Source organism: Rhizobium sp. Root483D2 (assembly GCF_001426685.1).
Lineage (GTDB): Bacteria > Pseudomonadota > Alphaproteobacteria > Rhizobiales > Rhizobiaceae > Pararhizobium > Pararhizobium qamdonense.
In genome coordinates, this window is the sequence record NZ_LMFB01000031.1 from 1 (window position 1) to 25173 (window position 25173).

At 61.7% G+C, this 25173-nt stretch carries 19 protein-coding genes; 7 read left to right on the top strand and 12 right to left on the bottom strand.

What is annotated here, in order from left to right:
• Positions 1–259: 259 nt before the first annotated feature.
• Positions 260–1924, bottom strand: coding sequence for an electron transfer flavoprotein-ubiquinone oxidoreductase (locus ASD32_RS20945; protein ID WP_060639999.1), 1665 nt, complete (start codon positions 1922–1924; stop codon positions 260–262).
• Between the two features lie 375 nt (positions 1925–2299).
• Between ASD32_RS20945 and ASD32_RS20955 the strand changes: the two genes are divergently transcribed.
• The 4 genes from ASD32_RS20955 to ASD32_RS30340 all read left to right on the top strand — a co-directional run bounded on the left by ASD32_RS20955 (position 2300) and on the right by ASD32_RS30340 (position 5277).
• The gene (locus tag ASD32_RS20955) at positions 2300–3598 is read left to right on the top strand and encodes an Hsp70 family protein (RefSeq protein WP_060640001.1); all 1299 of its coding nucleotides are present in this window, start codon (positions 2300–2302) and stop codon (positions 3596–3598) included.
• A 265-nt stretch (positions 3599–3863) separates the two neighbouring features.
• Positions 3864–4751, top strand: a complete 888-nt coding sequence (locus tag ASD32_RS20960) for a uracil-DNA glycosylase (RefSeq protein ID WP_060640032.1) — start codon at positions 3864–3866, stop codon at positions 4749–4751.
• Positions 4752–4901: 150 nt separating this feature from the next.
• A complete protein-coding gene (locus tag ASD32_RS30335) occupies positions 4902–5078 on the top strand; it encodes a hypothetical protein (RefSeq protein ID WP_156383280.1) in 177 nt (58 codons plus the stop codon).
• A 52-nt stretch (positions 5079–5130) separates the two neighbouring features.
• The gene (locus ASD32_RS30340) at positions 5131–5277 is read left to right on the top strand and encodes a hypothetical protein (protein WP_200953626.1); all 147 of its coding nucleotides are present in this window, start codon (positions 5131–5133) and stop codon (positions 5275–5277) included.
• 1 nt (position 5278) lies between these two features.
• Here ASD32_RS30340 and ASD32_RS20965 read toward each other — a convergent pair whose 3' ends face one another.
• Entirely contained in the window at positions 5279–5521 is a 243-nt protein-coding gene (locus ASD32_RS20965) for a hypothetical protein (RefSeq protein ID WP_060640002.1), read from the bottom strand.
• Between ASD32_RS20965 and ASD32_RS20970 the strand changes: the two genes are divergently transcribed.
• Entirely contained in the window at positions 5520–6800 is a 1281-nt protein-coding gene (locus ASD32_RS20970; protein ID WP_060640003.1) for an MFS transporter, read from the top strand. The genes ASD32_RS20965 and ASD32_RS20970 overlap by 2 nt on opposite strands.
• 11 nt (positions 6801–6811) lie before the next feature.
• Here the strand turns inward: ASD32_RS20970 and ASD32_RS20975 are convergent, their stop codons facing one another.
• A complete protein-coding gene (locus ASD32_RS20975; protein WP_060640004.1) occupies positions 6812–7750 on the bottom strand; it encodes a DMT family transporter in 939 nt (312 codons plus the stop codon).
• 516 nt (positions 7751–8266) lie between these two features.
• Here ASD32_RS20975 and pepN point away from each other — a divergent pair.
• Together pepN and ASD32_RS20985 are read left to right on the top strand one after the other, a co-directional pair.
• Positions 8267–10915: an aminopeptidase N gene (gene pepN, locus ASD32_RS20980; RefSeq protein WP_060640005.1), complete on the top strand. Its 2649-nt coding sequence runs from the start codon at positions 8267–8269 to the stop codon at positions 10913–10915.
• Between the two features lie 205 nt (positions 10916–11120).
• A complete protein-coding gene (locus tag ASD32_RS20985) occupies positions 11121–13460 on the top strand; it encodes a PAS domain-containing sensor histidine kinase (RefSeq protein WP_060640006.1) in 2340 nt (779 codons plus the stop codon).
• 37 nt (positions 13461–13497) lie between these two features.
• On the opposite strand, the gene ASD32_RS20990 is transcribed toward ASD32_RS20985, so the two are convergent.
• From ASD32_RS20990 to ASD32_RS21030, 9 genes are all read right to left on the bottom strand, one after another.
• Entirely contained in the window at positions 13498–16452 is a 2955-nt protein-coding gene (locus tag ASD32_RS20990; protein ID WP_060640007.1) for a bifunctional [glutamine synthetase] adenylyltransferase/[glutamine synthetase]-adenylyl-L-tyrosine phosphorylase, read from the bottom strand.
• A 45-nt stretch (positions 16453–16497) separates the two neighbouring features.
• A complete protein-coding gene (locus ASD32_RS20995) occupies positions 16498–17907 on the bottom strand; it encodes an ATP-binding protein (RefSeq protein ID WP_060640008.1) in 1410 nt (469 codons plus the stop codon).
• Positions 17904–18605: a response regulator transcription factor gene (locus tag ASD32_RS21000; protein WP_060640009.1), complete on the bottom strand. Its 702-nt coding sequence runs from the start codon at positions 18603–18605 to the stop codon at positions 17904–17906. Before ASD32_RS21000 ends, ASD32_RS20995 begins: the two co-directional genes overlap by 4 nt.
• Positions 18606–18759: 154 nt before the next feature.
• Positions 18760–20319 carry a Do family serine endopeptidase gene (locus ASD32_RS21005; protein ID WP_060640010.1) on the bottom strand — a complete coding sequence of 520 codons (1560 nt, stop codon included), beginning with the start codon at positions 20317–20319 and terminating at the stop codon, positions 18760–18762.
• Between the two features lie 209 nt (positions 20320–20528).
• Positions 20529–20984 carry a cytochrome c-type biogenesis protein gene (locus ASD32_RS21010; protein ID WP_060640011.1) on the bottom strand — a complete coding sequence of 152 codons (456 nt, stop codon included), beginning with the start codon at positions 20982–20984 and terminating at the stop codon, positions 20529–20531.
• Complete coding sequence (locus ASD32_RS21015; RefSeq protein WP_060640012.1) at positions 20981–22969, bottom strand: heme lyase CcmF/NrfE family subunit; 1989 nt, start codon at positions 22967–22969, stop codon at positions 20981–20983. Before ASD32_RS21015 ends, ASD32_RS21010 begins: the two co-directional genes overlap by 4 nt.
• A complete protein-coding gene (gene ccmE, locus ASD32_RS21020; RefSeq protein ID WP_060640013.1) occupies positions 22966–23418 on the bottom strand; it encodes a cytochrome c maturation protein CcmE in 453 nt (150 codons plus the stop codon). Before ccmE ends, ASD32_RS21015 begins: the two co-directional genes overlap by 4 nt.
• On the bottom strand, positions 23415–24569 hold the full coding sequence (gene ccmI / locus ASD32_RS21025; protein ID WP_060640014.1) for a c-type cytochrome biogenesis protein CcmI: 1155 nt from the start codon (positions 24567–24569) through the stop codon (positions 23415–23417). Before ccmI ends, ccmE begins: the two co-directional genes overlap by 4 nt.
• Before the next feature lie 96 nt (positions 24570–24665).
• Entirely contained in the window at positions 24666–25115 is a 450-nt protein-coding gene (locus ASD32_RS21030) for a hypothetical protein (RefSeq protein WP_060640015.1), read from the bottom strand.
• Positions 25116–25173 lie beyond the last annotated feature (58 nt).

A 25173-nucleotide genomic window follows, 5' to 3' on the forward strand; every position in this document is an offset into this window, starting at 1 on the left:
AGGGATGTCTCCGAACACATGTCAACTATGTCTCAAGGCCATACACTTGTGGCGGGGATCCAGCCAGCGCAAGTCCTTGAGCTGAAAGAGTCTTTTGACCCGACGGACGTCGGGTCGCTGGATCCCCGCCACAAGGGCGAGGATGACGGAGGGTGGGGTGTCGCTCTTGCCAATCATCATGTTCAGGGTTTGCCGACAGTCTCAAAACCGTCCGCTCGCATCTTCGGTCTCCTCCGCGCCGAAGGCAGCCCCCCGTCCATCACATATTCGGATAGACCGGCCCCTCGCCGCCCTGCGGCGGCACCCAGTTGATGTTCTGGTTGGGGTCCTTGATGTCGCAGGTCTTGCAGTGGACGCAGTTCTGGGCGTTGATGACGAAGACATCCTCGCCGTCCTTTTCCACCCATTCGTAGACTCCAGCTGGACAGTAGCGGGTCGATGGACCGGCATAGACGTCGAGTTCGGAGGATTTCTGCAGGGCCATGTCCTTGACCTTCAGATGCACCGGCTCGTTTTCCTCGTGATTGGTGTTCGATAAGAATACCGAAGAGAGACGGTCGAAGGTGAGCACGCCATCCGGACGCGGATAGGCAATCGTCTTGTGCATCGACGCTGGCTCCAGAGCCTGCGCGTCGGTCTTGCCGTGTTTCAGCGTGCCAAAGAAGGAGAAGCCGAACAGCTGGTTGGTCCACATGTCGAGCCCCCCGAGCGCGACGCCGGCCACTGTCCCGAGCTTCGACCAGAGGGGCTTCACATTGCGCACCCGCTTCAGGTCCTGGCCGATGGCGCTGTCGCGCCAGCCGTTCTCGATCTCGATCACCTCGTCATGGGCGCGGCCTGCGGCCATCGCATCGGCGAGCTTTTCGGCGGCGAGCATGCCAGACAGCACCGCGTTATGGCTGCCTTTGATGCGCGGCACGTTGACGAAGCCGGCCGAACAGCCAATCAAGGCGCCGCCCGGGAAGGTCAGTTTCGGCACCGACTGGTAGCCGCCCTCGGTGATGGCGCGGGCGCCATAGGTCAGCCGCTTGCCGCCTTCGAAGGTTCCACGGATCGCCGGATGCGTCTTGAAGCGCTGAAATTCCTCGAATGGGTAGAGATAAGGGTTCTTGTAGTTCAGATGCACGACGAAGCCGACGGCGACCAGATTGTCTTCGAGATGATAGAGGAACGAGCCGCCGCCGGTCTTCATGCCAAGCGGCCAACCGAACGAGTGCTGTACGAGGCCCTGTTTGTGGTTCTCGGGCTTGACCTGCCAGAGTTCCTTGATGCCAAGGCCGAATTTTTGCGGCTCGCGATCCTTGGACAGGTCGAATTTCGAAATCAGCTGCTTGGCAAGCGAGCCGCGCACGCCCTCGCCGATCAGCGTGTATTTTCCAAGAAGCTCCATGCCGCGAGCGAAATTCGGACCCGGTTCGCCGTTCTTCTCGACGCCCATATCGCCAGTGGCGACACCGATGACGGCGCCTTGCTCGTTATAAAGCACTTCGGTTGCGGCAAAGCCCGGATAGATCTCGACGCCGAGCGCCTCGGCCTTTTCGGCCAGCCACCGACAGACGAGGCCAAGCGAGACGATGTAATTGCCGTGATTGTTCATCAGCGGCGGCATGGCGAAATTCGGCAGGCGGATCGAGCCTGCAGGGCCGAGCAGCAGGAACTGGTCGTCCTTGACCTCGGTCTTGAAGGGATGCCCCTCCTCCGCGCGCCAGCCCGGCAAGAGCCGGTCGATGCCAATCGGATCGACCACCGCACCCGACAGGATATGCGCACCGACTTCGGCACCCTTTTCCAGGACGACGACAGAGAGGTCCGGATTGACCTGTTTCAGCCGGATCGCCGCAGCCAGACCGGCCGGACCGGCGCCGACGATCACCACGTCGAATTCCATGCTTTCCCGCTCTGGCAGCTCCATCGTCTCGGTCATCTCAGCATCTCCAGTCTCGCCCGGCTATTTTGCACGGTTTTGTTCCCAATTCTTGACCTCCGTCATGGCAAATACCGCCGGACTTGTCGAGCCAGTCTGCGACGGCAGCCAAGCGCATTTGCGCATGAGGTCATGCGATGGGACTACAATATATGACGTGAACGTAAACGTCAAAATTCGAATGACGGTATTGGTCTTGATCCCGTCCCTCGTGCCTTGCTTTGGCCTTTCACCCATGCGAAGAGGCGCCCTCCAAATAACCAAGCCCTCCGCCATCAAACGCATTCCGGCAGCCCGCAAGGCATTGCGAGGCTATGCGTGCGCCGGCGAGGCGAACTCTGCCCGGTTGCTGGCGGACCTTAGACGGAGACTTTCATGGCCAAGGCACTCGGCTTCGATTTCGGCACGACCAATTCGGTGCTTGCCGCCTCCAAGGGCGACACGACGCAGTCGCTGAGCTTTTCCAGCCGTGCGGGCACCACCGATTCGATGCGGACGGCCCTTTCCTTCATGAAACATGCGCAGCTCGGCGCTGCCGCCGTGTCGATCGAGGCAGGCCAGGCGGCAATCCAGCAGTTCATCGACAATCCCGGCGAGGCGCGCTTCCTGCAGTCGATCAAGACCTTTGCCGCAAGCCCGCTGTTCCAGGGCACGCTGATCTTTGCCCGGCGCAACAGCTTTGAAGACCTGATGCGCGCTTTTTTGACCCGCATTGCCGATTATGCCGGCGATGGCTGGCATCAGGATTACAAGCGCATCGTCGTCGGCCGTCCCGTCCGGTTTGCCGGCGCCAGCCCGGATGAGGCCTTGGCACTGGAGCGTTACGGCCGGGCGCTTTCCACCTTCGATTTTCCCGAAGTCCATTATGTCTACGAGCCGGTGGCGGCGGCCTTTTACTTTGCCCAAAACCTGAAGAAGGACGCGACCGTGCTGGTGGCCGATTTCGGCGGCGGCACCACCGACTATTCGATCATCCGCTTCGAAAGCCATGCCGGCAAGCTGACCGCCGTGCCCGTCGGTCACTCCGGTGTGGGCGTCGCCGGCGATCATTTCGACTTCCGCATCATCGACACCGTGGTTTCGCCGCTGATCGGCAAGGGCAGCCAGTTCAAGAGCTTCGACAAGCTGCTCGACGTGCCTTCCAGCTACTACGCCAATTTCGGCCGCTGGAACCAGCTGTCGATCTTCAAGACGCTGAAGGATTTTACCGACCTGAAGCAGCTTGTGCGATCGGCGGTGGAGCCCGAAAAGCTCGAAGCGTTCGTGGATCTGGTCGATCACGACGAAGGCTATCCGCTCTACCAGGCGGTTTCGGCCACCAAGATGCGTCTGTCGCATGCCGAAGAGACCGAATTCTACTTCCAGCCGCTGGGCGAAAAGAGCCGGCAGACGGTGCGCCGCAGCGACTTCGAAAGCTGGATCGCCCCGGATCTCGCCCGTATCGAGGAAGCGCTGGATGAGGTGCTGGTCACCACCAACACGCCGGTGGATGGCATCGACAAGGTGTTCCTTACCGGCGGCACCTCCTTCGTACCGGCCATCCGCCGCATCTTCGAAGATCGTTTTGCCGGCGACCGCATCGAAAGCGGCGGCGAGCTTCTCTCCATCGCCCATGGCCTGGCACTGATCGGCGAGCGCGACGACATCGACCGCTGGACAGCGATGGCCGCGTGAGCCGATAGCGGACGAACAGGAAAAGCGAGCTACGGCGATCTCCCTCTTCTCCCCTGCGGGGAGAAGGTGCCCGAAGGGCGGATGAGAGGGAGCCAAACACACAGAACCCTGCCGTACCGCCCCCGCATCGTCTCGCTTTGCTCGACACTTCTCCCCGCTGGGAAGAAGAGGGAGTTCGCGGTTTCTACACAGCCGAATGCGGCGACGTCATGAATCCCGATCCGCATCCCTTCCCTGCCTCCTCAAGCTTCTGTACAAGCAGATCATGATCTCCTGCGACACCATGAGCCCGGCCGAGCTTGCCGCCCTTTTGCATTTTCATGCGGAAGCCGGGGTCGAATGGCTGCTGGAAGACGCGCCTGTCGACCGGTTTGCGGAGTTTACCCAGGCCAAGGCGGCACGCGGCAATGGCGCGCCACAAGCCATGCAGAGGACGCAAGGCTCAGAGCGCAACGATGCGCCGAGCGTTCCTGTTTCGCGCGAAAATGGCAATCGGACCGGCGGCAAGGGGCAATCAGCACCGGCAGTTGTCCCACAAATGGCCATTCCCGACGAGCAGGCCGTTGCCGAGGCCCGTTTTGCCGCCGAATCCGCCCGCTCCCTTGACGAACTCAAGAGTGCCATGGAGGCCTTTTCCGGCTGCAACCTGCGCAACAGCGCCCGCAACATGGTGTTTGCCGACGGCAATGCCGCGTCCGGCATCCTGGTGATCGGCCCGGTGCCGAACGGTGACGACGACCGCGAAGGCGTTCCCTTTTCGGGCAAGCAGGGGCAGATGCTGGACCGCATGCTGGGGGCCATCGGGCTCGACAGGACATCAGTGCTCTTGACCAATGTCATTCCCTGGCGGCCGCCCGGAAACCGCCCGCCCTCGCCGCGCGAAACCGATATCTGCCGTCCGTTCATCGAACGCCAGATCGCCTTGAGCGAACCGCGCCACCTGTTGATTCTTGGCAATTTCGCCGCCCGATTCTTCTTCGGCGGCAACGAGATGATCCATCACATGCGCGGCGAATGGCGCGATATAAAGGTTGGCAGCACCACCGTGCCGGCGCTCGCCACCCTGCATCCGCAGGACCTCGTTTCTGCCCCGGCCAGCAAGCGGCTCGCCTGGCAGGATCTTCTCGCTTTCCGCGCCCGCATTCGTGGTTAAGAGCGTCTGAACCCGGCACTGCCTGATTTGTGAACAAAGGATGAAAAAAGCCATGCGCATTGCGCATACCAGCAACGCGAACGCGTTCGTTGCGGAATCGATGGTGCAGTGCAATATAAGGGGACGGGGGGACTGATAAGGAATTGAACTATGACGACCCGTTATCACCCTCTGCATTCGAGCTTTGAGACGCTCCGCCACGCCGGTTCGGCGCTGCGCACGCCGTTCAACAGCTTCGGTTCGGCTGCCAACGAGCAGATGACCGCCGCAGGTTACGGCCACAAGACACGCCCCGCCCAGATTTTTGCGGAATTCGTTCAGCGTTGATGTCGAGGCCGGCGCCGTCTTCGACGACGAGCCCCAATAAAGGTATCCGATCATGACAGCACCTATCCGCTCGCTCCGGGTCCTGCTTGCCGATATCGGCACCGCCGTGCGCGCCTCCGGCGAATATAGCCGTCTGAGCAAGGAAGCTCCGGCTGCCAATGCCGATCGCCATGCGATCAGCGCCTTTCTGCCGAAGTAAATTACTGGCTGCCGAAGTCAATCACTGGGTTTCCGGCCGCAACGCGGCCATTTCCATCTTCTGCGCCAAGCCTTGTCGCAATCGACAGCGTCAGCAAAATTGGATAGAGCGACACTCGTTCTCTGATTCCAACAGCGGCGTGTCGGGCACCGGTTTTCAAGCGCGCAATCCGCTCCAACATTTCTAGCGTTTCTCCTGAGGTTTGCGCACAGGCAACCGGCAGATCCGCATCCGGAGCCATCATGCTGACAAGCTTCAGATCCGTGCTCAGCCTGATGCTATCGACGCTGCTGATGATGGTCGGGTTCGGGCTGGCGAGCTATGTGCTGCCGGTGCGCTCGGTTGCCGAGGGCTGGTCGACGCTGACCATCTCGCTGATCGCCACCGGCTATACGCTGGGCTTTACCGTCTCTTGCATCATCACCCCGAAATTCGTGCTGCGCGTCGGCCATGTGCGGGTGTTCGCCGCGCTCATCACCCTGCTCAGCATCGCCATCCTGATGTGCGGGCTGGTGGTCGATTGGCGGGCCTGGATCTTCTTTCGCGCCATTTCCGGCTTTGCGATTTCCGGCAGCTACCTGGTCATCGAGAGCTGGCTGAACGAACGGGTCACCAACGAAAACCGCGGCATGCTGTTTTCGCTCTATCTGATCACCACCATGGTCGGCACGATCGGCGGGCAATATCTCGTGCCTCTCGGCGATCCGACCAATTCGTCGCTGTTCATCCTGTGCGGCGTTCTGTTTTCGCTGGCACTATTACCGACGGCTTTGTCGTCATCCGCCATGCCCGCGCAACCGGCCCAGGCAAAATTCGATGTGCCGGGGCTTTATAGGCGCTCGCCTGTTGCCGTCGTCGGCGCATTTCTCGCCGGTGCCATGTCCGGCGCCTGGCTCAATCTGGGCGGTGTCTTTACCCAGAAGATCGGCCTGTCCACGGCGGAAGGGGCGACGCTGCTTGCGGCACTTCTCGCCGGCAGCGCCATTTCGCAGATCCCGATCGGACGCACATCCGACCGGATCGACCGGCGCATCGTCATGGTCGGCTGCGGCATTGTCGGCATCGTCTCCTGCCTGGCCATGGTCGCCTTTGTCGGCTCCAGCCCGCTGGTGCTCTATGTCATCGCGGCCTTCGTCGGCTCGGTGCTGTTTCCGATCTACGCGCTGAATGTCGCCCATGCCAATGATCTTGCCCGGCCCAACGAATATGTCGAGGTGTCCTCCGGCATGATGATCACCTATGGCATCGGCACGATTTCCGGACCGCTGATGGTTGGCCCCGTGATGGACCGTTTCGGCCCGCCCTCGCTATTTGTGGTTCTGGCCGTCTATTTTGCGCTCTACGCGGCCTATGCCGCCTGGCGCATCGCCCAGCGCGGCCATAAGGATGGGCTCGTCTCCAAGACGGATTTCCAGGCAAATACCGTGCCGACACCGGGAACCGAGGCGGTCAATGCCATGAACCAGGCAGTGCGGCCGTCCGATCTCATCGAAGACGATACCGCCCCACCGGCTTCGTTATAAGCCGCGGCCGTTCAGCCCTGCGGGGTGATATGCTTGCGCGCGCCCCGGCGCTCAAGACCCAGCTGATGCTCGCGGAAGATGATGAAGATGCCGGCGCCAACGACGATCGCGGTCCCCAGCAGCATGATACCCGTCGGCACCTCGTCGAACAGGAAATAGCCGATCAGCAGCCCGAGCAGGATGGACGTATATTCGAACGGCGCAATCGTCGACATGTCGGCGTAGCGATAGCTCTGCGTGAGAAGAATCTGGGCGACGCCGCCGCAAAATCCGGCCCCCATCAACAGCAGGAACGAATTCATCGGCAGCGGCTCCCAGCCGAACGGCAGCGTCAGCAGCGAAAAGCAGGCGGCCGATAGCGAAAAATAGAGCACGATCGTATGCGTCTTTTCCTTGGCGATCAGCTTGCGCACCAGCACCATGGCGATTGCGCCGAGCGTCGCCGACAGGAGAACGGCCAGCGCGCCGAGCGCCTCCTGCGACCCGAACCCGCCGTCCCGCAACAGCGTCACCCGTGGCCAGGTGATGATCATCACGCCGATCAGCCCGATCAGCACCGCCGACCAGCGATAGACGCGCACTGTTTCTTTCAGAAACACGGCCGCAAAGACGACGGCGAGCAACGGCATGGCATAGCCGATCGCAATCGCCTCCGGCAGCGGCAGATGCACCAGGCCGTAAAACCCAAAACTCATCGCCAGAATGCCGATGAACCCGCGCGCCAGATGGCCGGTAATATCCCTTGTGTGGAAGGCCGTGCGCAGATGCCCCTTGAAGGCGAGGTAGCCGAGGATCGGCACCACGGCGAAGGCCGAGCGGTAGAAGGTGATCTGGCCGGTGGCGATCTCCGTTCCCGCCGCCTTGATCAGCGTCGACATGCAGACGAAGACCAGCACGGACATGACCTTGAGGGTGATGCCCTTCATCGGGTGGGGGAAGTCGGAATCCATGCGGGTCGCACTCATAAGACTGAGGGCAGCGGGCCGGACATCATCGGTAACGACAGGCTGCGGGAAAGTCGGCGGCCGGAGAATCCGTCGCCGTGACCGTCTCACCTTAGCGCGCGTTGTCCGAAAGAGAGATCAATTTTCGTGATGGGTGGCGGAAATATTTGATGCACCCGGCGCGATGCCTTAATCTCGGCTGAGGTGATCAAAAAGAGCATTGACCAAGCAATCCTCTCGCCGAAAGAGGGTTGCCGCTTCAAATAGACTGATAGCACGCTGTAAAAATCCGAAACTGTGCCAAAAATACACGCTTGGTTTAAATATTGTTAGGGCAAACTTCGTAAGTGTCTGAACAAGCAAAAATATGGGATGGATCAGCAGGCCCGCCTTAAACGGCAGATGTCAGCGACCGCCTTGCGATCACACCGGAAGCTTCGCATCTCAAGCGCAGCCTCTTCATAGAGACAAAGCCTCACCGCCAGCGTCTGGACGCTGCGGGCGAAGCAAGCGGGACAAACAATGCGGACAGATACGGGCGAGATCATTCATCTGGAAGACTACCGGCCGACGGATTTCGTCCTCGAAAGGGTGGATCTCACCTTTGAACTCGACCCGACCGAAACCAAGGTCGAAGCCCGCCTGATCTTCCATCGCCGCGAGGGCGTGAGCGCGGATGCGTCGCTGGTTCTGGACGGCGATGAACTGAAGATGACCGGCCTTCTGCTTGACCAGGAAGAGATTCCGGCCGGACATTACGATGCGGCGGAACACACGCTGACGATCCGCAACCTGCCGGAATCAGCCCCCTTCGAGGTGACGATCACCACCGAGATCAATCCGGAGGCCAACACGACGCTAATGGGCCTTTACCGGACCAGCAATGTCTACTGCACGCAGTGCGAGGCCGAAGGCTTCCGCCGCATCACCTATTTCCCCGATCGTCCGGACGTGCTTGCCGTCTACACGGTCAACATCATTGCCGACAAGGCGACCGCACCGCTGCTTCTCTCCAACGGCAATTATCTTGGCGGCGCCGGCATGGGCGACGGCCGGCATTTTGCCGCCTGGTACGATCCGCATCCCAAGCCCAGCTACCTGTTTGCGCTCGTGGCCGGCGATCTCGGCGTCGTCGAAGACACGTTCACCACCGTATCCGGCCGCGACGTCGCGCTGAAAATCTATGTTGAGCACGGCAAGGAGCCACGCGCCGCCTATGCCATGGATGCGCTGAAGCGCTCGATGACCTGGGACGAGGAACGGTTCGGCCGCGAATACGATCTGGATATCTTCATGATCGTCGCCGTCTCCGATTTCAACATGGGGGCCATGGAGAACAAGGGACTGAACGTCTTCAACGACAAGTACGTTCTGGCCGATCCGGAAACCGCGACCGATGCAGACTATGCCAATATCGAAGCGATCATCGCGCATGAATATTTCCACAACTGGACCGGCAACCGCATCACCTGCCGCGACTGGTTCCAACTGTGCCTGAAGGAAGGCCTGACGGTTTACCGTGATCACGAATTCTCGGCCGATCAGCGCTCGCGCACCGTCAAGCGCATCGCCGAAGTCCGGCATCTGAAAGCCGAACAATTTCCGGAGGATGCCGGTCCGCTTGCGCACCCGGTCCGCCCGACGAAATTCCGCGAGATCAACAATTTCTACACCACGACCGTCTACGAAAAGGGCTCCGAAGTCACCCGGATGATCGCCACGCTGCTGGGCGCCGATCTCTTCAAGCAGGGCATGGATCTCTATTTCGACCGCCATGACGGGCAGGCCGTGACGATCGAGGATTTCGTTGCCTGTTTTGCCGAGGTGAGCAAGCGCGACCTCACCCAGTTTTCGCTCTGGTACCACCAGGCCGGTACGCCGCTGGTCAGCGTTTCGACGGCCTATGACGCCGCAAGGCAGACTTTGACGCTCTCGCTCGAGCAGATGGTGCCGCCGACGCCGGGCCAGAATGCCAAGGAGCCGATGTATATTCCGCTGCGCATCGGGCTTCTGCTGGAGGATGGATCGGAGGCGAAGGTCGCCGCCGTGAGCGGTGCCGAAATGACCGGCGACGTGCTGCATCTGGTCGAACGCACGCAGACCGTCGTTCTCACCGGCATCGTCTCGCGCCCGGTTCTTTCGTTGAACCGTGGTTTCTCGGCGCCGATCAACCTGCATTTCGAGCAGACGAACGCCGATCGCGCCCATATTGCCAGGTACGAGAGCGACCTCTATGCCCGCTGGCAGGCCCTGAACGACCTTGCCTTGCCCAATCTGGTCGCCGCTGCGGCCAGCGCCAAGGCAGGCGAGGCCGCGCAATGCGATGCGTCGCTGATCGACGCCCTGCTTGCGGCAGCCGCTGACGGTGATCTTGAGCCCGCCTTCAGGGCGCAGGCCCTGGCCTTGCCAAGCGAGGCCGATATTGCCCGCGAAATCGGCGGCAATAACGACCCTGACGCTATCCATGCGGGGCGCCAGCAGATCATGGTGGCGATTGCCAAGGCGGGCCAGGCCATTTTCGAAAAGCTGGCAGACGAGATGGTGGTTACCGGGCCGTTCAGCCCGGATGCCGCCAGCGCCGGACGCCGGGCGCTGCGCAACACCGCCCTCTCCTATCTCGTCTATGCGGAAAACGACCCGGCCCGGGCCGTCGATGCGTTCAAGTCCGCCAACAATATGACGGATCTGAGCCAGGCGCTGACAATTCTGGCACACCGCTTTCCGGACGCGGCCGAAACGGCGGATGCGCTTGCGTCCTTCAAGACGCGCTTTGCCGGCAATGCGCTGGTGATCGACAAGTGGTTCACCATCCAGGCGACCATTCCGGGCGCTGCGGCTCTTGCCCGCGTTCAAGCCCTGATGGCCGATCCGCTCTTCAATGGATCCAACCCCAACCGGGTGCGCGCTCTTGTCGGCACGTTCGCGTTTTCCAACCCGACCGGCTTCAACCGCGCCGATGGCGAAGGCTACCGGTTCCTCGCCCGCCAGATTCTCGGCATCGATCCGCGCAATCCGCAACTGGCTGCGCGTATCCTCACCTCGATGCGGTCCTGGCGCTCGCTCGAAAGCGGCCGTGCCGAAAAGGCCCGCAACGCCTTGCGCGAAATCTCGGGCGCACCAAAACTCTCCGCCGATGTCAGCGACATCGTCGAGCGCATGCTCAAGGGGTAGAAAACACTCGGTATTGCTTCGAAACCCCGCAGCCTGCGGGGTTTTTCGTTTGCGCGTAAGGCAGCAACGCCAATAGTGCAATTTTCCCATGACGATAAATGGTTAACGAAGTTTTACTTTTCCCTCTGGACAAGGCGAATCACAATTGATTCATTGGGTCAGGTTTGGGCGAGCGGCGCACCGAATCACATGAGGGTTTACAGATTTGACGAAGATGGCGGAAGCGCAGCGGGGACGCGCAGCCGGTGAGCGGTTGCGTCCCAGATTTCCAGGCTTTTCGAGGCTGGAACGGGACGTTATCCAGCACGCACGGATTTTTACCGAGCCGGCAGTGCGCCGTCTTGCCGGTGCCGAACCCTTGCTGAAGCGCTCGATCCCGATCCTGATCACCGCATTTCTTCTCGTCGTCGCCATTTCCCGCATCAGCGGCATCATGGTCGAATATGCGCGCATGGAGACGAGCGCGCGGCAGGTCACCGTGCTCGCTGCCGCCACCGCCAGCGCTGCCCTGCAGGAAAACGGGGTCGCTCTGTTCGACAAAGCTCAGAAATGGGATGTCGAGCAGCGGCTGAACGCATTTCTTCCAACCGACATGCTCGAATCCGGCGCCTTTGTGCTGACGGTGCGCAATGATGGGCGGATTTTCGCCAGTTCGCCTGATGGCGCTGTCTATACCGGCCGCACGCTCAACGCCGTGGCGCCCGAAGTCGCTGCTTTTCAGTATTTCGGTGAACACTCGGCCGTGCTCAAGACCTTCATCGGCGGCACGGAACACATTGTCGCGCTGATGCAGGTTCCCGGCGGTGCGGGTACCTTGCTCGTGGCGACGCCGCTCGCAGGCATCCAGAAAATGTGGCGTGACGAGGTTTCTCTGAACGTCACCTTGTTTGCCGGGATCTCGGCGATCCTGCTGATCGTTCTCTATGCCTATTACATCCAGGCCAAACGCGCCCGTGACGCCGACCAGATTTTTGCCGAATCCAATCTGCGCGTCGAGACGGCGCTGTCGCGCGGGCGCTGCGGCCTTTGGGATTTCGACATGCCGAACCGCCGGCTTTTCTGGTCGCGGTCGATGTACGAGATGCTCGGCATGCCGCCGCAGAGCAACGTCCTATCCTTTGGCGACGCTGCACGGCTGATGCACCCGGATGACGGCAGCATCTACAAGGTCGCCCGCACCATCGCCAAGGGCGACGCCCGCCAGATCGACCAGATCTTCCGCATGCGTCATGCCGACGGCCACTATGTCTGGATGCGCGCGCGTGCGCAGGTGATCCGCACGGCGTCCGGCCGCGTGCACCTGATCGGCATCGCCATGGATGTCACCGAGCAGCACCGTCTGGCGCAGCGCTATGCCGAAGCAGACCAGCGACTGGCCGACGCGATCGAATGCACGTCCGAGGCCTTCGTGCTCTGGGATAAGAACGACCGGCTGGTCATGTGCAACACCCACTATCAGCAGGCCTATAAGCTGCCCGACCGGGTGCTGGTTGCCGGCACGGAACGCTCCGTGGTCAATTCTGCTGCCGCCCGTCCGATCATCGAACGGCGCATTGCCGACCCCGACCGGTCCAATCAATCGCAGACATCTGAGGTTCAGCTTTCCGACCAGCGCTGGCTGCAAATCAACGACCGGCGAACCCGCGATGGCGGTCTCGTGTCGGTCGGCACGGACATCACGCTCTTGAAACGGCACCAGGTGCGCCTGCGCGAATCCGAGCGGCGCCTGATGGCGACCATCGGTGACCTCTCGACCTCACGCATCACGCTGGAACGCCAGAAAGCCGAACTCTCCGTCGCCAATGCCAACTACCAGGCCGAAAAGGAACGCGCGGAAGCGGCCAACCGGGCAAAGTCCGAATTTCTCGCCAATATGTCGCACGAATTGCGCACACCGCTGAATGCCATTCTCGGCTTCTCGGAAATCCTGCAAAACCAGATGTTCGGGCCGCTCGGCTCGGAAAAATACGACGAATATTCCCACGATATCCACGACAGCGGCAAACATCTGCTCAATGTCATCAACGATATCCTCGACATGTCGAAGATCGAGGCCGGGCAGATGAAGATCAACCGGGAAACCATCGATCTTGCCCCCCTGATCGAAGAAACCCTGCGCTTCACCACCATTCCGGCACAGCAGAAGAACATCTGCGTCGATCAGCAGATTTCCTCCGGCCTGACGATCACAGCCGACCGCCGCGCCATGAAGCAGGTGCTGTTGAACCTGTTGTCGAACGCGGTCAAGTTTACCAATGAGGGCGGCAAGATATCGCTGCGGGCCCGCAAGGTCGCCGGCGCGGTGACGCTGACCATCGCCGATACCGGCATCGGCATCCCGCGTCTTGCCCTGGAAAAGATCGGCCAGCCGTTTGAACAGGTCCAAAGCCAGTATGCCAAGAGCAAGGGCGGCTCGGGCCTTGGTCTTGCCATCTCGAGGTCGCTGACCAACCTGCATGGCGGCGCGATGAAGATCCATTCCCAGGAAAATGTCGGCACGATCATTTCGCTGCGCATACCCGACACGTCGCCACGCGCGCTTTAACAGACCAGGGCCATCCGGCCCCGGCCACGCGTTTACATCACGGCTTGACGGTCGCCTGAAAGATCCGGCGCACGGCCTTGGACTTCAGCCGGATATCGGCCTCCAGCACCTTGATGTCAGGTGCATCCCCCGCCCGGCACAAAAGCTCGACCAGCCCGGCCGGGGCGTCCTTCAGCTCCAGATCCCCTTCGATGCACAATCGCACGATCTGCGAGAGATCGGTGAACAGCACCAGCGCCTCCTGCACGGCATCGAGATCAGCCGGAGCCATCAAATCAGGACCAAGCAGCGAAAGGACATCCGCCGTGGATGTGCCGCTGCGTGGAGCGGCAAACCCACGCGCCGGGGCGATCAGGGCCAGATATTGCGCAATGAATTCGATATCGACCAGCCCGCCGGGGATCAACTTGAAATCCCAGACGTCGTTTGGCGGCTTTTCCTTGTCGATCAGCCCGCGCATCTCAGCGACATCGGCGGTGACCTTTGCAACATCGCGGCGCTCGCCCAGCACTTCACTGAAAATCGTGCCGACTTCCGCCATCAGGCTTTCCTCGCCGCACAGCGCGCGTGCGCGCGTCAGCGCCATATGCTCCCAGGTCCAGGCTTCCTCGCGCTGATACTTGGCAAAGGCGTTGATCCGTGTGGCGACAGGTCCCTTGTTGCCGGAGGGGCGCAGCCGCATATCGACCTCGTACAGCACGCCTTCGGCTGTGGGCGCAGACAGTGCCGCGATCAGCCTCTGGGTGACGCGGGTGAAATAGCGGATGGAATCGAGCGGCTTGGCGCCGTCTGAATCGCCCTTCTCGTCATCGTAATCGTAGAGCAGGATGATATCGACATCCGAGCCGGCCGTCAGTTCGTGACTGCCAAGCTTTCCCATGCCGATAACGGCCACCCGGCCGCCCGGAAACTTGCCATGCGCGGTCTCAACCTCGTGCAGGACAGCATCGAGGGCGGCGGTGATGATCAGGTCGGCCAGATCGGTAAACGCATGCCCCGCCTGCGCGCCGGTGATCACCCCGGTGAGCAGCCTGATCCCGATCAGGAAGCGCTGCTCGGATGCGATGATCCGCAACCGGTCTAGGATCTCCTCATAGTGCCGGGCGGTCGCGAGAAATCCTTTGATCCGCTCGGCCAGATAGTCCCGCGTCGGCAATTCGGCGAGAAGCCTTGGATCGAGCATGCCGTCGAACACATGCGGCTTGCTGGCAATGATGTCGGCCAGCCGTGGCGCGGAAGACATGATGTTGACGATGAGGGACAGCAGTCCAGGATTGTTGCCGAGCAGGGAAAACAGCTGGATGCCGGCAGGCAGGCCCGCAATGAAGTGGTCGAAGCGCAACAGGGCTTCGTCGGCGCGCTTGTTTTGCCCGAAGACGCGCAGGAGTTCCGGCGTCAGCTCCGTCAGCCGCTCGCGCGCTTCCACCGATTGTGTCGCCCGGTAGCGGCCGTAGTGCCAGGTCCGGATGGTGCGGGACACATCCTGCGGCCGCTCGAACCCGAGCTTCTTCAAGGTTTCCAGCGTATCGGGATCGTCCCTCTGCCCGGTAAAGACCAGGTTTCCGGTTTCGGTCGAAAGCTTTGCCTCCTGTTCGAACAGTTGCGCATAACGCCGCTCCACCGTCTTCAGCACCCGCGACAATTCGGTTGAAAACGCAGCAACATCCGCGAAGCCCATCATATAGGCGATGCGTTTCAATTCCGCGTCTGTCGTGGGCAGAACATGCGTCTGCTCGTCGCGCACCATCTGGACCCTGTGCTCGACGTCGCGCAGGAACCAATAGGCGGAAATCAGTTCCTCGGCGGTTGTGGTATCGATCCAGTTGGCCCGCGCCAAGCCTTGCAGCATCGGCTCGGTAGCGCGCAGACGCAGTTCCTGCATCCGCCCGCCGGCAATCAGCTGCTGGGTCTGGACAAAGAATTCGATTTCCCGGATCCCACCCCGGCCCAGCTTGATATTATGGCCTTTGACCGCGATCTCGCCGTGCCCCTTATGAGCATGGATCTGGCGCTTGATCGAATGAATATCGGCAATCGCGGCATAGTCGAGATATTTGCGGAACATGAACGGGGTGAGTTCCCGCAGGAACGCCTCGCCCGCCTCGATGTCCCCCGCCACCGGACGCGCCTTGATGAACGCCGCCCTCTCCCAGTTCTGGCCGCGGCTTTCATAATACAGCATGGCCGCCTCAACCGGGATGGCGAGCGGCGTTGCACCGGGATCGGGGCGCAAGCGCAGGTCCGTGCGAAAGACATAGCCGTCACCGCTGCGCTCCTGCAGGATGCGGATCAGCCGGCGCAGCAGCCGCGCAAAGGTTTCCGGCGCGTCGTCAGGGCTGGTGATCAGGCGCGCCTGCGGCTCGTAAAACACCACCAGATCGATATCCGAGGAATAATTCAGCTCGAACGCACCGAGCTTGCCCATGCCGAGAACGACGACGCCCGACTGGTCACTCGGATGCGCGACATCGGCGACATGGAGCTTGCCGGCATCATGCGCGCTCAACAGCAGATGGTCGATGGCGGCAGACACGGCAGCCCCGGCAAACTCGCTCAACCACCGCGTCGTCTCGCGCGCATCGAAAACACGCGCCAGATCGGCAAGCGCGATTGCAAAGGCGATATCGCGCTTGGCCTGCCGCAACCGCGTCATGATCTCGGCATCGGTGAGTGCCTTGCCGGTATCGGCACCCTTCCAGGCGTCGCGGGCCTGATGAATGCAGGCTTGCAGATAGGGAATCAGAGGACGGCCGAGAGCCTGGACCAGGACCTGCGGATGGGAAACAGCCGTGTCGCGCAGATAAGGCGAGAGCGATAATGCCACAACGACAAAGTCCTTGAGCGGCGTTTCGCTGGCCAGAAGAGCGGCAATGTCGGGATGGCTCTTGGCGATATCCTTGAGGCTGGAGAGCACGGACTTGGCGTCCGTCTGGCTCATCGGCCGCAGCGCGCATGTGGCGATATCCGATAACCGCCGCGTATCCGTTTGCATCGTGGTCTCTCCCAGCCGCTCCCGATTTCGGCTGCCCTATGCCTATCAGGCCGAGCGCAACGGGAAAACCATGCTGGCTGTCAAACCACGATTGTTTTCAGCGTCCGGAACGGTATCGCTGAGTTCGAGCGAGCCCTGATGCATTTCCATCACCGCTTCGACAAGCGAGAGACCGAGCCCCGTTCCCGGCTTGCTGCGGCTTTCATCCAGCCGCACGAAACGCTCCACCACGGTCTCGCGCTTTCCGGCGGGCACGCCTGGGCCATGATCCGCGACAGACAGGACCATCGCGCCATCGCGTTTTGAGAGGCTGACCTTGATCAGCGGATTTTCGCCGCCGTCGGAATATTTGATGGCATTGTCGATCAGGTTGCCAAGCGCCTGCCCGATCAGTTCCCGATTGCCGGAAATATGAATATCGGCAGGCACATCAGCCTCCAGCTTCAACGCCTGCTCATCCGCCACCGGCTCATAGAGTTCTACGCAATCGGCCACGCTTTGCGACAGATTGACATCGCTCATCTCTGCGGCCGCAGCACCGGCTTCGACGCGCGAGATCATCAGGAGCGCATTGAAGGTGCGGATCAACTGGTCGGATTCGCCGATGATCTCTTCCAGCGAGGCGCGATAACCGGAATTGGTCGCCTTATGGGCAAGGGCCGCTTCGGCCTTGTTGCGCAGACGCGTCAGCGGCGTTTTCAAATCATGGGCGATATTGTCGGAAACCTGCCGCAAGCCCTCGTTCAGCTTCTCGATCCGCCCCAGCATCGCATTCAGCGATTCCGACAACCGGTCGAATTCATCGCCGGAGCCGCTCATCGGCAAGCGCTGGGAAAGATCGCCCGCCATGATCCGCGTGCTCGCATCCGACATGCGGTCGATCCGTTTCAGCGCATTGCGGCCGATGGCAAACCAGATGATCAGGGCACCAATGCCCATGATTCCAAGCGCCACCACCAAAGCCTGCCGGACCAGCACCCGAAACTTCTCAGGCTCCTGCAGGTCGCGGCCGACCAGAATGCGCAGGCCGTTGTCGAGCACCAGCACATGCGCCAGCGCCACATGGCTTTCCTTGCGGGTTTCGTCGGTATAGCGCTGATAGCGGAAGGCCTCGCCCGTCCAGCCCTCCTTGTCCAGAAGTCCGGGCTGCAGCGAGGCGACATTGCCGGCCAGGATTTCCCCGGTCGGCCCGGCGATGACGTAGAGATTGGCGCCGGGCTGACGTGCCCGCCGCTCCAGCGTTCGCAGCAATCCGTTGACGCCGCCACGGCCGTAGATCTGCTCGATCTGCGAAACTTCAGCCGCCACCGAATCCTTCGTCTGCTGTTCCAGGAGCCGCTGCGACATGGCCGTGACGTAAAACACCAGAAAGGCGGCGCAGAGCGAAAACAGCAGGAGGTAAAGCGCCGACAGGCGAACGGCCGTGGTGCGGAAGAGGACACTCAACCTGCTCATGCGTCGGTGCGTCCGTCTTCCTTGATCATGTAACCGGCGCCACGCACGGTGCGCAGCAGAGGTTGGTCGAAATCCTTTTCGATCTTGGCGCGCAGCCGCGACACATGCACGTCGATGACATTGGTCTGCGGATCGAAATGATAATCCCAGACGTTTTCCAAGAGCATGGTGCGCGTCACCACCTGCCCGGCATTCTTCATCAGATATTCCAGCAGCCGGAATTCGCGCGGCTGCAGCAAGAGCTCGCGGCCTTGGCGGCGCACCGTATGCGACAACCGGTCGAGCTCCAGGTCGCCGACGCGGTAGACCATGTCCTGCTCGGGCGCCCCCTTACGGCGGCCAAGCACCTCGACACGGGCCAGAAGCTCGTTGAAGGCATAGGGCTTTGGCAGATAATCGTCGCCACCGGCGCGCAATCCCGTGACCCGGTCATCGACCTGGCCGAGTGCGGAGAGGATAAGCACCGGGGTGTGGATACCCTTGCGGCGCAGCTCCGAGATTACCGACAGCCCGTCGCGGCGCGGCAGCATCCGGTCGATCACCAGCACGTCATAGCTGTTCTCGCTCGCCATGAACAAGCCGCTCTCGCCGTCGCTCGCATGGTCGGAGACGATGCCCGCCTCGCGAAAGGCCTTGGCCAGATAGGCGGCGGCTTCGAGGTCATCTTCAATAATCAGAATCTTCATACGCGTGACCATAGTCCCTGACCTGTCTCTTCCACAACCGGTTTGCCTTTGGGAAATCACACCTGCCTGCCCGGTTGCGCAGATAAGCCATGCCCTGAAACGCCAGACGCCGCGAAACCTGGGGAAGGTCCGCGGCGCCCGGCAGCTGGAGCTGCGTCAGCCCTTGTCAGCCCTGGCTGATAGGCAGCGCCACGAAGCGGCTCGCATTGTCGGCCTCGATCTGGAACAGCGCCTTGGTGCGCCCGTCCTTCTTGGCGGCCTCGATCACTTTGAGGATGTCGTCAGCCGACTTGACCTCCTGGTTGTTGACCGAAACGATCTTCTGGCCTTCCTTCAGGCCCCGATCGCTGGCATCGGAGTCCGGATCGACGGAAGAGATCGTCACACCCTTGCCGTCCTCGGACGGCGCCACGGTGACACCGAGGTCCGCCAGAGCCTTTTCGCTCGAAGGCTGCGGTTCTTCCTGCTGTTGATCGGCACCGGCTGCAGCGTCCTTGGTATCGGCAGGCAAGGTTCCGACTTCGAGCTTCACGCTCTCGGCCTTGCCGTCGCGCCAAAGGGCCACATCGACGCTGGTGCCTGGACGCATCAGGGCGATCTTGCGGGCTAGCTCGCGCGGTCCCTTGATCACCTCGCCATTGACGGCAGTGATGACGTCGCCCTTCTTGATACCGGCCTTTTCACCGGGAGACCCCGGCTGCGGCTCGATGACAAGCGCACCGCTTGCCTCGGCAAGACCGAGCGATTCCGCCACATCCTTGTCCACCGGCTGGATCTGCACGCCGAGCCAGCCACGCGAGACTTCGCCATCCTTCATCAGATCGGTGACGACGTCCTTGGCAACAGAGGCCGGAATGGCAAACGCGATGCCGACATTGCCGCCTGACGGCGAGAAGATGGCGGTGTTGATACCGACGACTTCGCCGTTGAGGTTAAAGGTCGGACCACCGGAATTGCCCCGGTTCACCGCCGCATCGACCTGCAGATAGTCGTCATAGGGGCCGGAGCCGATATCGCGGCCACGCGCCGAGATAATGCCGGCGGTCACGGTACCGCCGAGACCGAAGGGATTGCCGACGGCCACGACCCAGTCGCCAACCCGGACCTTGCTGTCATCGGCAAAGCTGACATAGGCGAATGTGCGCTTGGCATCGACCTTCAAAACCGCGAGATCGGTGCGGCTGTCCTTACCGATCAGCTTGGCATCCAGCTCCGTGCCATCGTTGAGAATGACGGTAAAGGCGGAGCCGTCGGAGACGACGTGATTGTTGGTGACGAGATAGCCGTCTTCGGAGATGAAGAAGCCCGAACCCTGCGATGTCGGGCGCAGGCGGCCCGGCTTGCCGTCGCGCGGTCCACGGTCGCGTTCGGCGCGCTTGTCGCCGTTCGGACCACCGAATTCCTTGAAGAAGCGCTTCAGCGGATGATCGTCAGGGAGTTCATCCAGCCCGCGGCCGCCAAAATCGAAGCTGAAGCCGTTGCCGGCGTCATCGGAAACAGGATTGGCGCGCGACTGGACGCGCACGGACACCACCGCCGGAGACACCGCATCGACCACATTGGCAAAACTGGGAACCTGCGGCGCCTCGATCTTGACGGCGGCGGCAAAGGACGGGGTGATGGCAGCGGGGATGCCGCTCGACAGCATGACGGCCGCCAGACCAGCAACGGTCGAGGTCTTCAAGACAGTTTTGAGGGAGGGACGCAGTGCGTTTGTTTGAAACATCCGGAGTGCCTTTTCTCTTCTTTGACATTTGGCTGACTGGAGGAACAGCCGATGAACAAGGAATAGTCGAGCGCACCTTACTGACTTGTGTCCGTAGAATGAACTTTTGGTAATGTTGGGAATAAACCAATGGCCTCACTGCCACCGGATGCCAGAGAAAGCCGCTGCAGCCAGAAACCTCTCTTGCCCCTCCAACAAAGGAAAGGAAATCAATCCTTCAAGATCGCATCCAGCCGCGCCTGCTCGTCCGCAGACAGTGCCGTTCCCGTCACTTTGCCGGTCCGGCGCCTTGCAGCCGCCAGCATGGCCGCAGCACCAGCCAGAAGCAGCAGCACCGGCGCACCCCATAAAAGCAGCGTCTTCATTTCAAAGCGGGGATTGAGCAGCACGAATTCGCCGTAACGCGAAACCACATAGGCGATAACATCGTCGTCGCTGTCGCCATTGGTGATCCGCTCGCGCACCAGAAGCCGCAGGTCCTTGGCCAGTTCGGCATTGGAATCGTCGATGGACTGGTTCTGGCAGACCATGCAGCGCAATTGCGCCGACAGTTCCCGCGCCCGCGTTTCCAACGCCGGGTCGGCCAGAACCTCGTCGGGGTTGACGGCAAAGACCGGCGATATCGACAAAAGCAGGAAGACCAGGACGAGCAGCCGGCGGATCATGGCGCCGGCTCCAGCACCTGTTTCCTCGGCTTCTTTGCGCGCGAGGGTGCGCCGACCCTCAGGCGCCGGTCGCTCAGCGAGACCGCGCCCCCGGCCATCATGAACACCGTCCCGAGCCAGATGCAGAGGATCATCGGCTTCCACCAGACCCGGATGACAATACCGCCGTCCTTGATGTCATCTCCGAGCGAAACATAGAGCTGGCTCAAACCGAAAGTGCGGATACCGGCCTCCGTGGTCGGCATCTGCCGCGCCGTATAAAACCGCTTCGACGACCAGACATCGGCGATCTCGACACCGCCCTGGCTGATGGTGAAGTGCCCGGATTCCTCGCTATAGTTCGGGCCGTTGCCGTTGCGCAAACCGTCGAAACGCAGCGTGTAACCGCCAGCCTCCGTCGTCATGCCCGGCTTCATCTCGACGATATGCTCGGTCTCAAACGCCGTGACCGCAACAATCCCGATCAGCGTCACCCCAAGGCCGGCATGCGCCAGCGCTGTGCCGAAAACCGATCGTGGCAGGCCGGACACCCGGCGCCACGCCACGGCAGCCGTCACCTTGCCAAGCCCGGAGCGCAGGAAAAGCTCCGTCAGCGACCCGGCGATCATATAGGCCCCGAGCGCGATGCCGAACAGCGCCATCACCGGTCCGCCATTCTGCGCGTAGTAGATGACGCTTCCGGCAACCAGGCCGAATGCCACAGCTGCAAACAGGCGCTGACCGGCGCCCAGCAGATCGCCGCGCTTCCAGGCCAGAAGCGGCCCGAACGGCACCGCCAGCATCAGCGGCAGCATCAACAGGCCGAAGGTCATGTTGAAGAAGGGCGGCCCGACGGAGATTTTCGCCCCCGTCACCGCTTCCAGCGCCAGCGGATAAAGCGTTCCAATCAGAACCGTCGCGGCCGCCGTCGTCAGGATGAGATTGTTGAGGACCAGCGCCCCTTCGCGCGAAATCGGCGCAAACAATCCGCCCGCTTTCAGATGCGCGGCGCGGAAGGCAAACAGCGATAGCGCCCCGCCAATGAAGAGGATGAGGATCATCAGGATGAAGACACCCCGCGTCGGGTCGGTGGCAAAGGCGTGGACCGAAGTCAAAACGCCGGAGCGGACGAGGAAGGTGCCGAGCAGCGACATCGAAAATGTCATGATCGCCAGAAGCACGGTCCAGATCTTCAAGGCCTCGCGCTTTTCCATCACCAGCGCCGAATGCAGCAGCGCCGTGCCGGCAAGCCAGGGGATGAAGGACGCGTTCTCGACCGGATCCCAGAACCACCAGCCGCCCCAGCCGAGTTCGTAATAGGCCCAGTAGGACCCCATCGAGATACCCGCCGTCAGACAGGTCCAAGCCGCCAGCGTCCACGGCCGCACCCAGCGCGCCCAGGCCGCATCGATACGGCCTTCGATCAGTGCTGCAATGGCAAAGGAGAAGCAGACTGAAAAGCCGACATAACCGAGGTAGAGCAACGGCGGATGAATGGCGAGCCCGATATCCTGCAGCACCGGATTGAGGTCGCGTCCCTCGCCCGGTGCATCCAGCAGCCGGTTGAAGGGATTGGATGTCAACAGGATGAACAGCGAGAACGACACGGCGATCCAGGCCTGGACGGCCAACACATTGGCTTTCAGAGTCTCGGGCAGATTGTTGCCGAACACCGCGACCAATGCCGAAAAAAACGTGAGGATCAGCACCCAGAGCAGCATCGAGCCTTCGTGATTGCCCCAAACGCCGGAAAACTTGTAGATCAGCGGAATTTGCGAATGCGAATTCTCCCAGACGTTCTGAACGGAGAAATCCGAGGTCACATGGGCGTAGGTAAGCACACCGAAGGAGAGCGCCATCAAGAGAAACGTGGCCTTGGCCGCCACCGTGCCGATCTCCATCAGCGCCCCGTCGTTGCGCAGCGCCCCGATGACAGGCAACACGGCCTGCAACAGCGACGTGGCAAGCGCCAGAACCAGAGCATAGTGGCCAAGCTCGATGATCATTGGATATTTTCCTTGCCGCCGAGATTGACGCCCTGCGCCTTCAACCGGTCCGCCACGTCCTTGGGCATGTAGGTTTCATCATGCTTGGCAAGCACGGTATCGGCAACGAAAACCGGGCTTCCCTCCTTGAAACTCCCCTCGGCCACGACACCCTGCCCCTCGCGGAACAAGTCCGGCAGAATGCCCGTATAGGTCACCGGCACCTTGTCCAGCGTATCGGTGACGCTGAAGGTGATGGTCATGCCCTCACCGCGCTTGAGCGAGCCCGTCTCCACCAGGCCGCCCAGCCGGATGCGCGTGCCGGGGGCGACATCCGCCTTCATGAGATCGCCGGGCACATAGAAATAGGCGATGGCCTGGCTGAACGCGACCATGACGAGAAGCACGGCCGCAGCGATGAACGTCACGCCGCCGCCGATGATCACGAGGCGCTTCTGTTTGCGGGTCATTCCACGCCTCCATCGGCCTTCAGCCCAAGCTCGCCTGCCAAGGCCAGCAATTGCTTGCCTTCGCTGCCATCCGCCGGGAAGATCGCAAGCCCCTGTTTCAGGGCATCGGCTGCCTTGTCCTTGTCTCCGAGCACGGAATAGGACCGGATGATCCGCATCCATCCTTCAAAATTCTTCGGCTCCGTCTTCAGCTTCTCCGCAAGGCTCTCGACCATGCCCTCGATCATCGCCGATCGATCGCCGGTGCTCATGTCTCTGGCCGCCGCGATATCCTCGCTTGTGGGGTTGCCCGGCGGCGTGCCGGCCTGTTGCGCCGCGCCTGCCGTATCGCCACCCTTGAGCCCGGCAATATGCTCGTTGACCAGCGGCAGCCAGGGTGCGCCGGCCGGCGATGTTTTGACGATCTGCTCGAAAGCTGCCAGCGCCTCCGGCATCTTGCCCTCCTGCTTCAGGGCCAGCGCCAGGTAGAATTGCGCACGCGGATCGCCCGGCTCGATCGCCAGCAGCTTCTGCAACGCATCACGCGCCTCGTTGGTCACCAGCCCCCCGGACAGCGCAATCAGGCTTTCGGCATAGCCGCCGAGACGCACGGGCGTTGCCCCGCGTATCCGCAGCGCGTTGCGAAATGCCACTGCGGCTTCCTCGATCCGTCCGGTTCGATAATAGATCGGTGCCAGCACATCCCATCCGGCGCCATCCTCCGGATTGACAACCAGCTGCTGTTCGGCGCGTGCGATCAGGATGTTCATGTCCTCGCCGGGATTGGCCAGACGTGCGGCCAGCGGCGCATCCGGAACATCCGGATTGCCGGTGCGCAAGTAAAGACAGAGGCCGACGGCAGGCAGGATAAGGATGACGGCGAGCTGCGCCAGCCGGTTGCTGCGCTTGGCCGGCAACGCGGGCGCCGCTGCCTTCATCGCGTCGGTCGCAGCCAGCAGGCGGCGGGCGACCTCGGCACGCGCAAAATTCGCCTCGTCGCCCGAAATCAGACCGTTCTTCTCGTCACGCTTCAACTCTTCCAGCTGATCGCGATAGACCTCGGCATCATGGGATTGGGGAGCGTCCGCACCTGCGGCGGCGCGCAGCAACGGAAGCAGCAGAACAGCGGCAACGGCCGCCGTCAGGGTGGCAACGAGAATCCAGAACAGCATGTGCGCTCAATTACTATGCGAAGCCTGCCATTCCAATCGGAAAACCGGAAATGACGGAAATTTGAGGCGTTTCGCCGCAACTGGCAAATGCGGTGATCAGCCCAGCGGCGTCCACGTCCCGTCGGCATTGCGGCAAGCGACCCCGCGGGCGACGCTATCCTGCCCCTTGACCGTCACCGTATGGCTGTACTGGCGGCAGTTCTGCGAGCCGACCTGATAAGGTGCGGCGGCAACCACGGAGCCGCTGATGCCGGAACCCTGCCAGACAACAGGCTGCCCGCCGCGCGATCCTTCGAGAGCCCGGTATTCCGCCTCCAGCGCCCGCTGGCGGTCGGCCTTGCTGATGGAAAGCCCCGCTTGCCGCCCGATGACGCCGCCGCCAAGGGCTGCGATATAGGATGCCGACGTGTTCGACGTGATCCCGCCCGCCAATTGACCGGCGTCACGCGACGCCGTGCCGCAGCCGGCAATCAGCAGCGCCGAGGCAATCAGGCACGCAGCCGGTGTCGCGGAAAGGATGGTCGGGAAACGGGCCTGGTTCTTCATCGTATCGGATAGCTCTCGCGGTTTCCGGTGCATCGGCAGACCATGGCTCGGCGTCGCG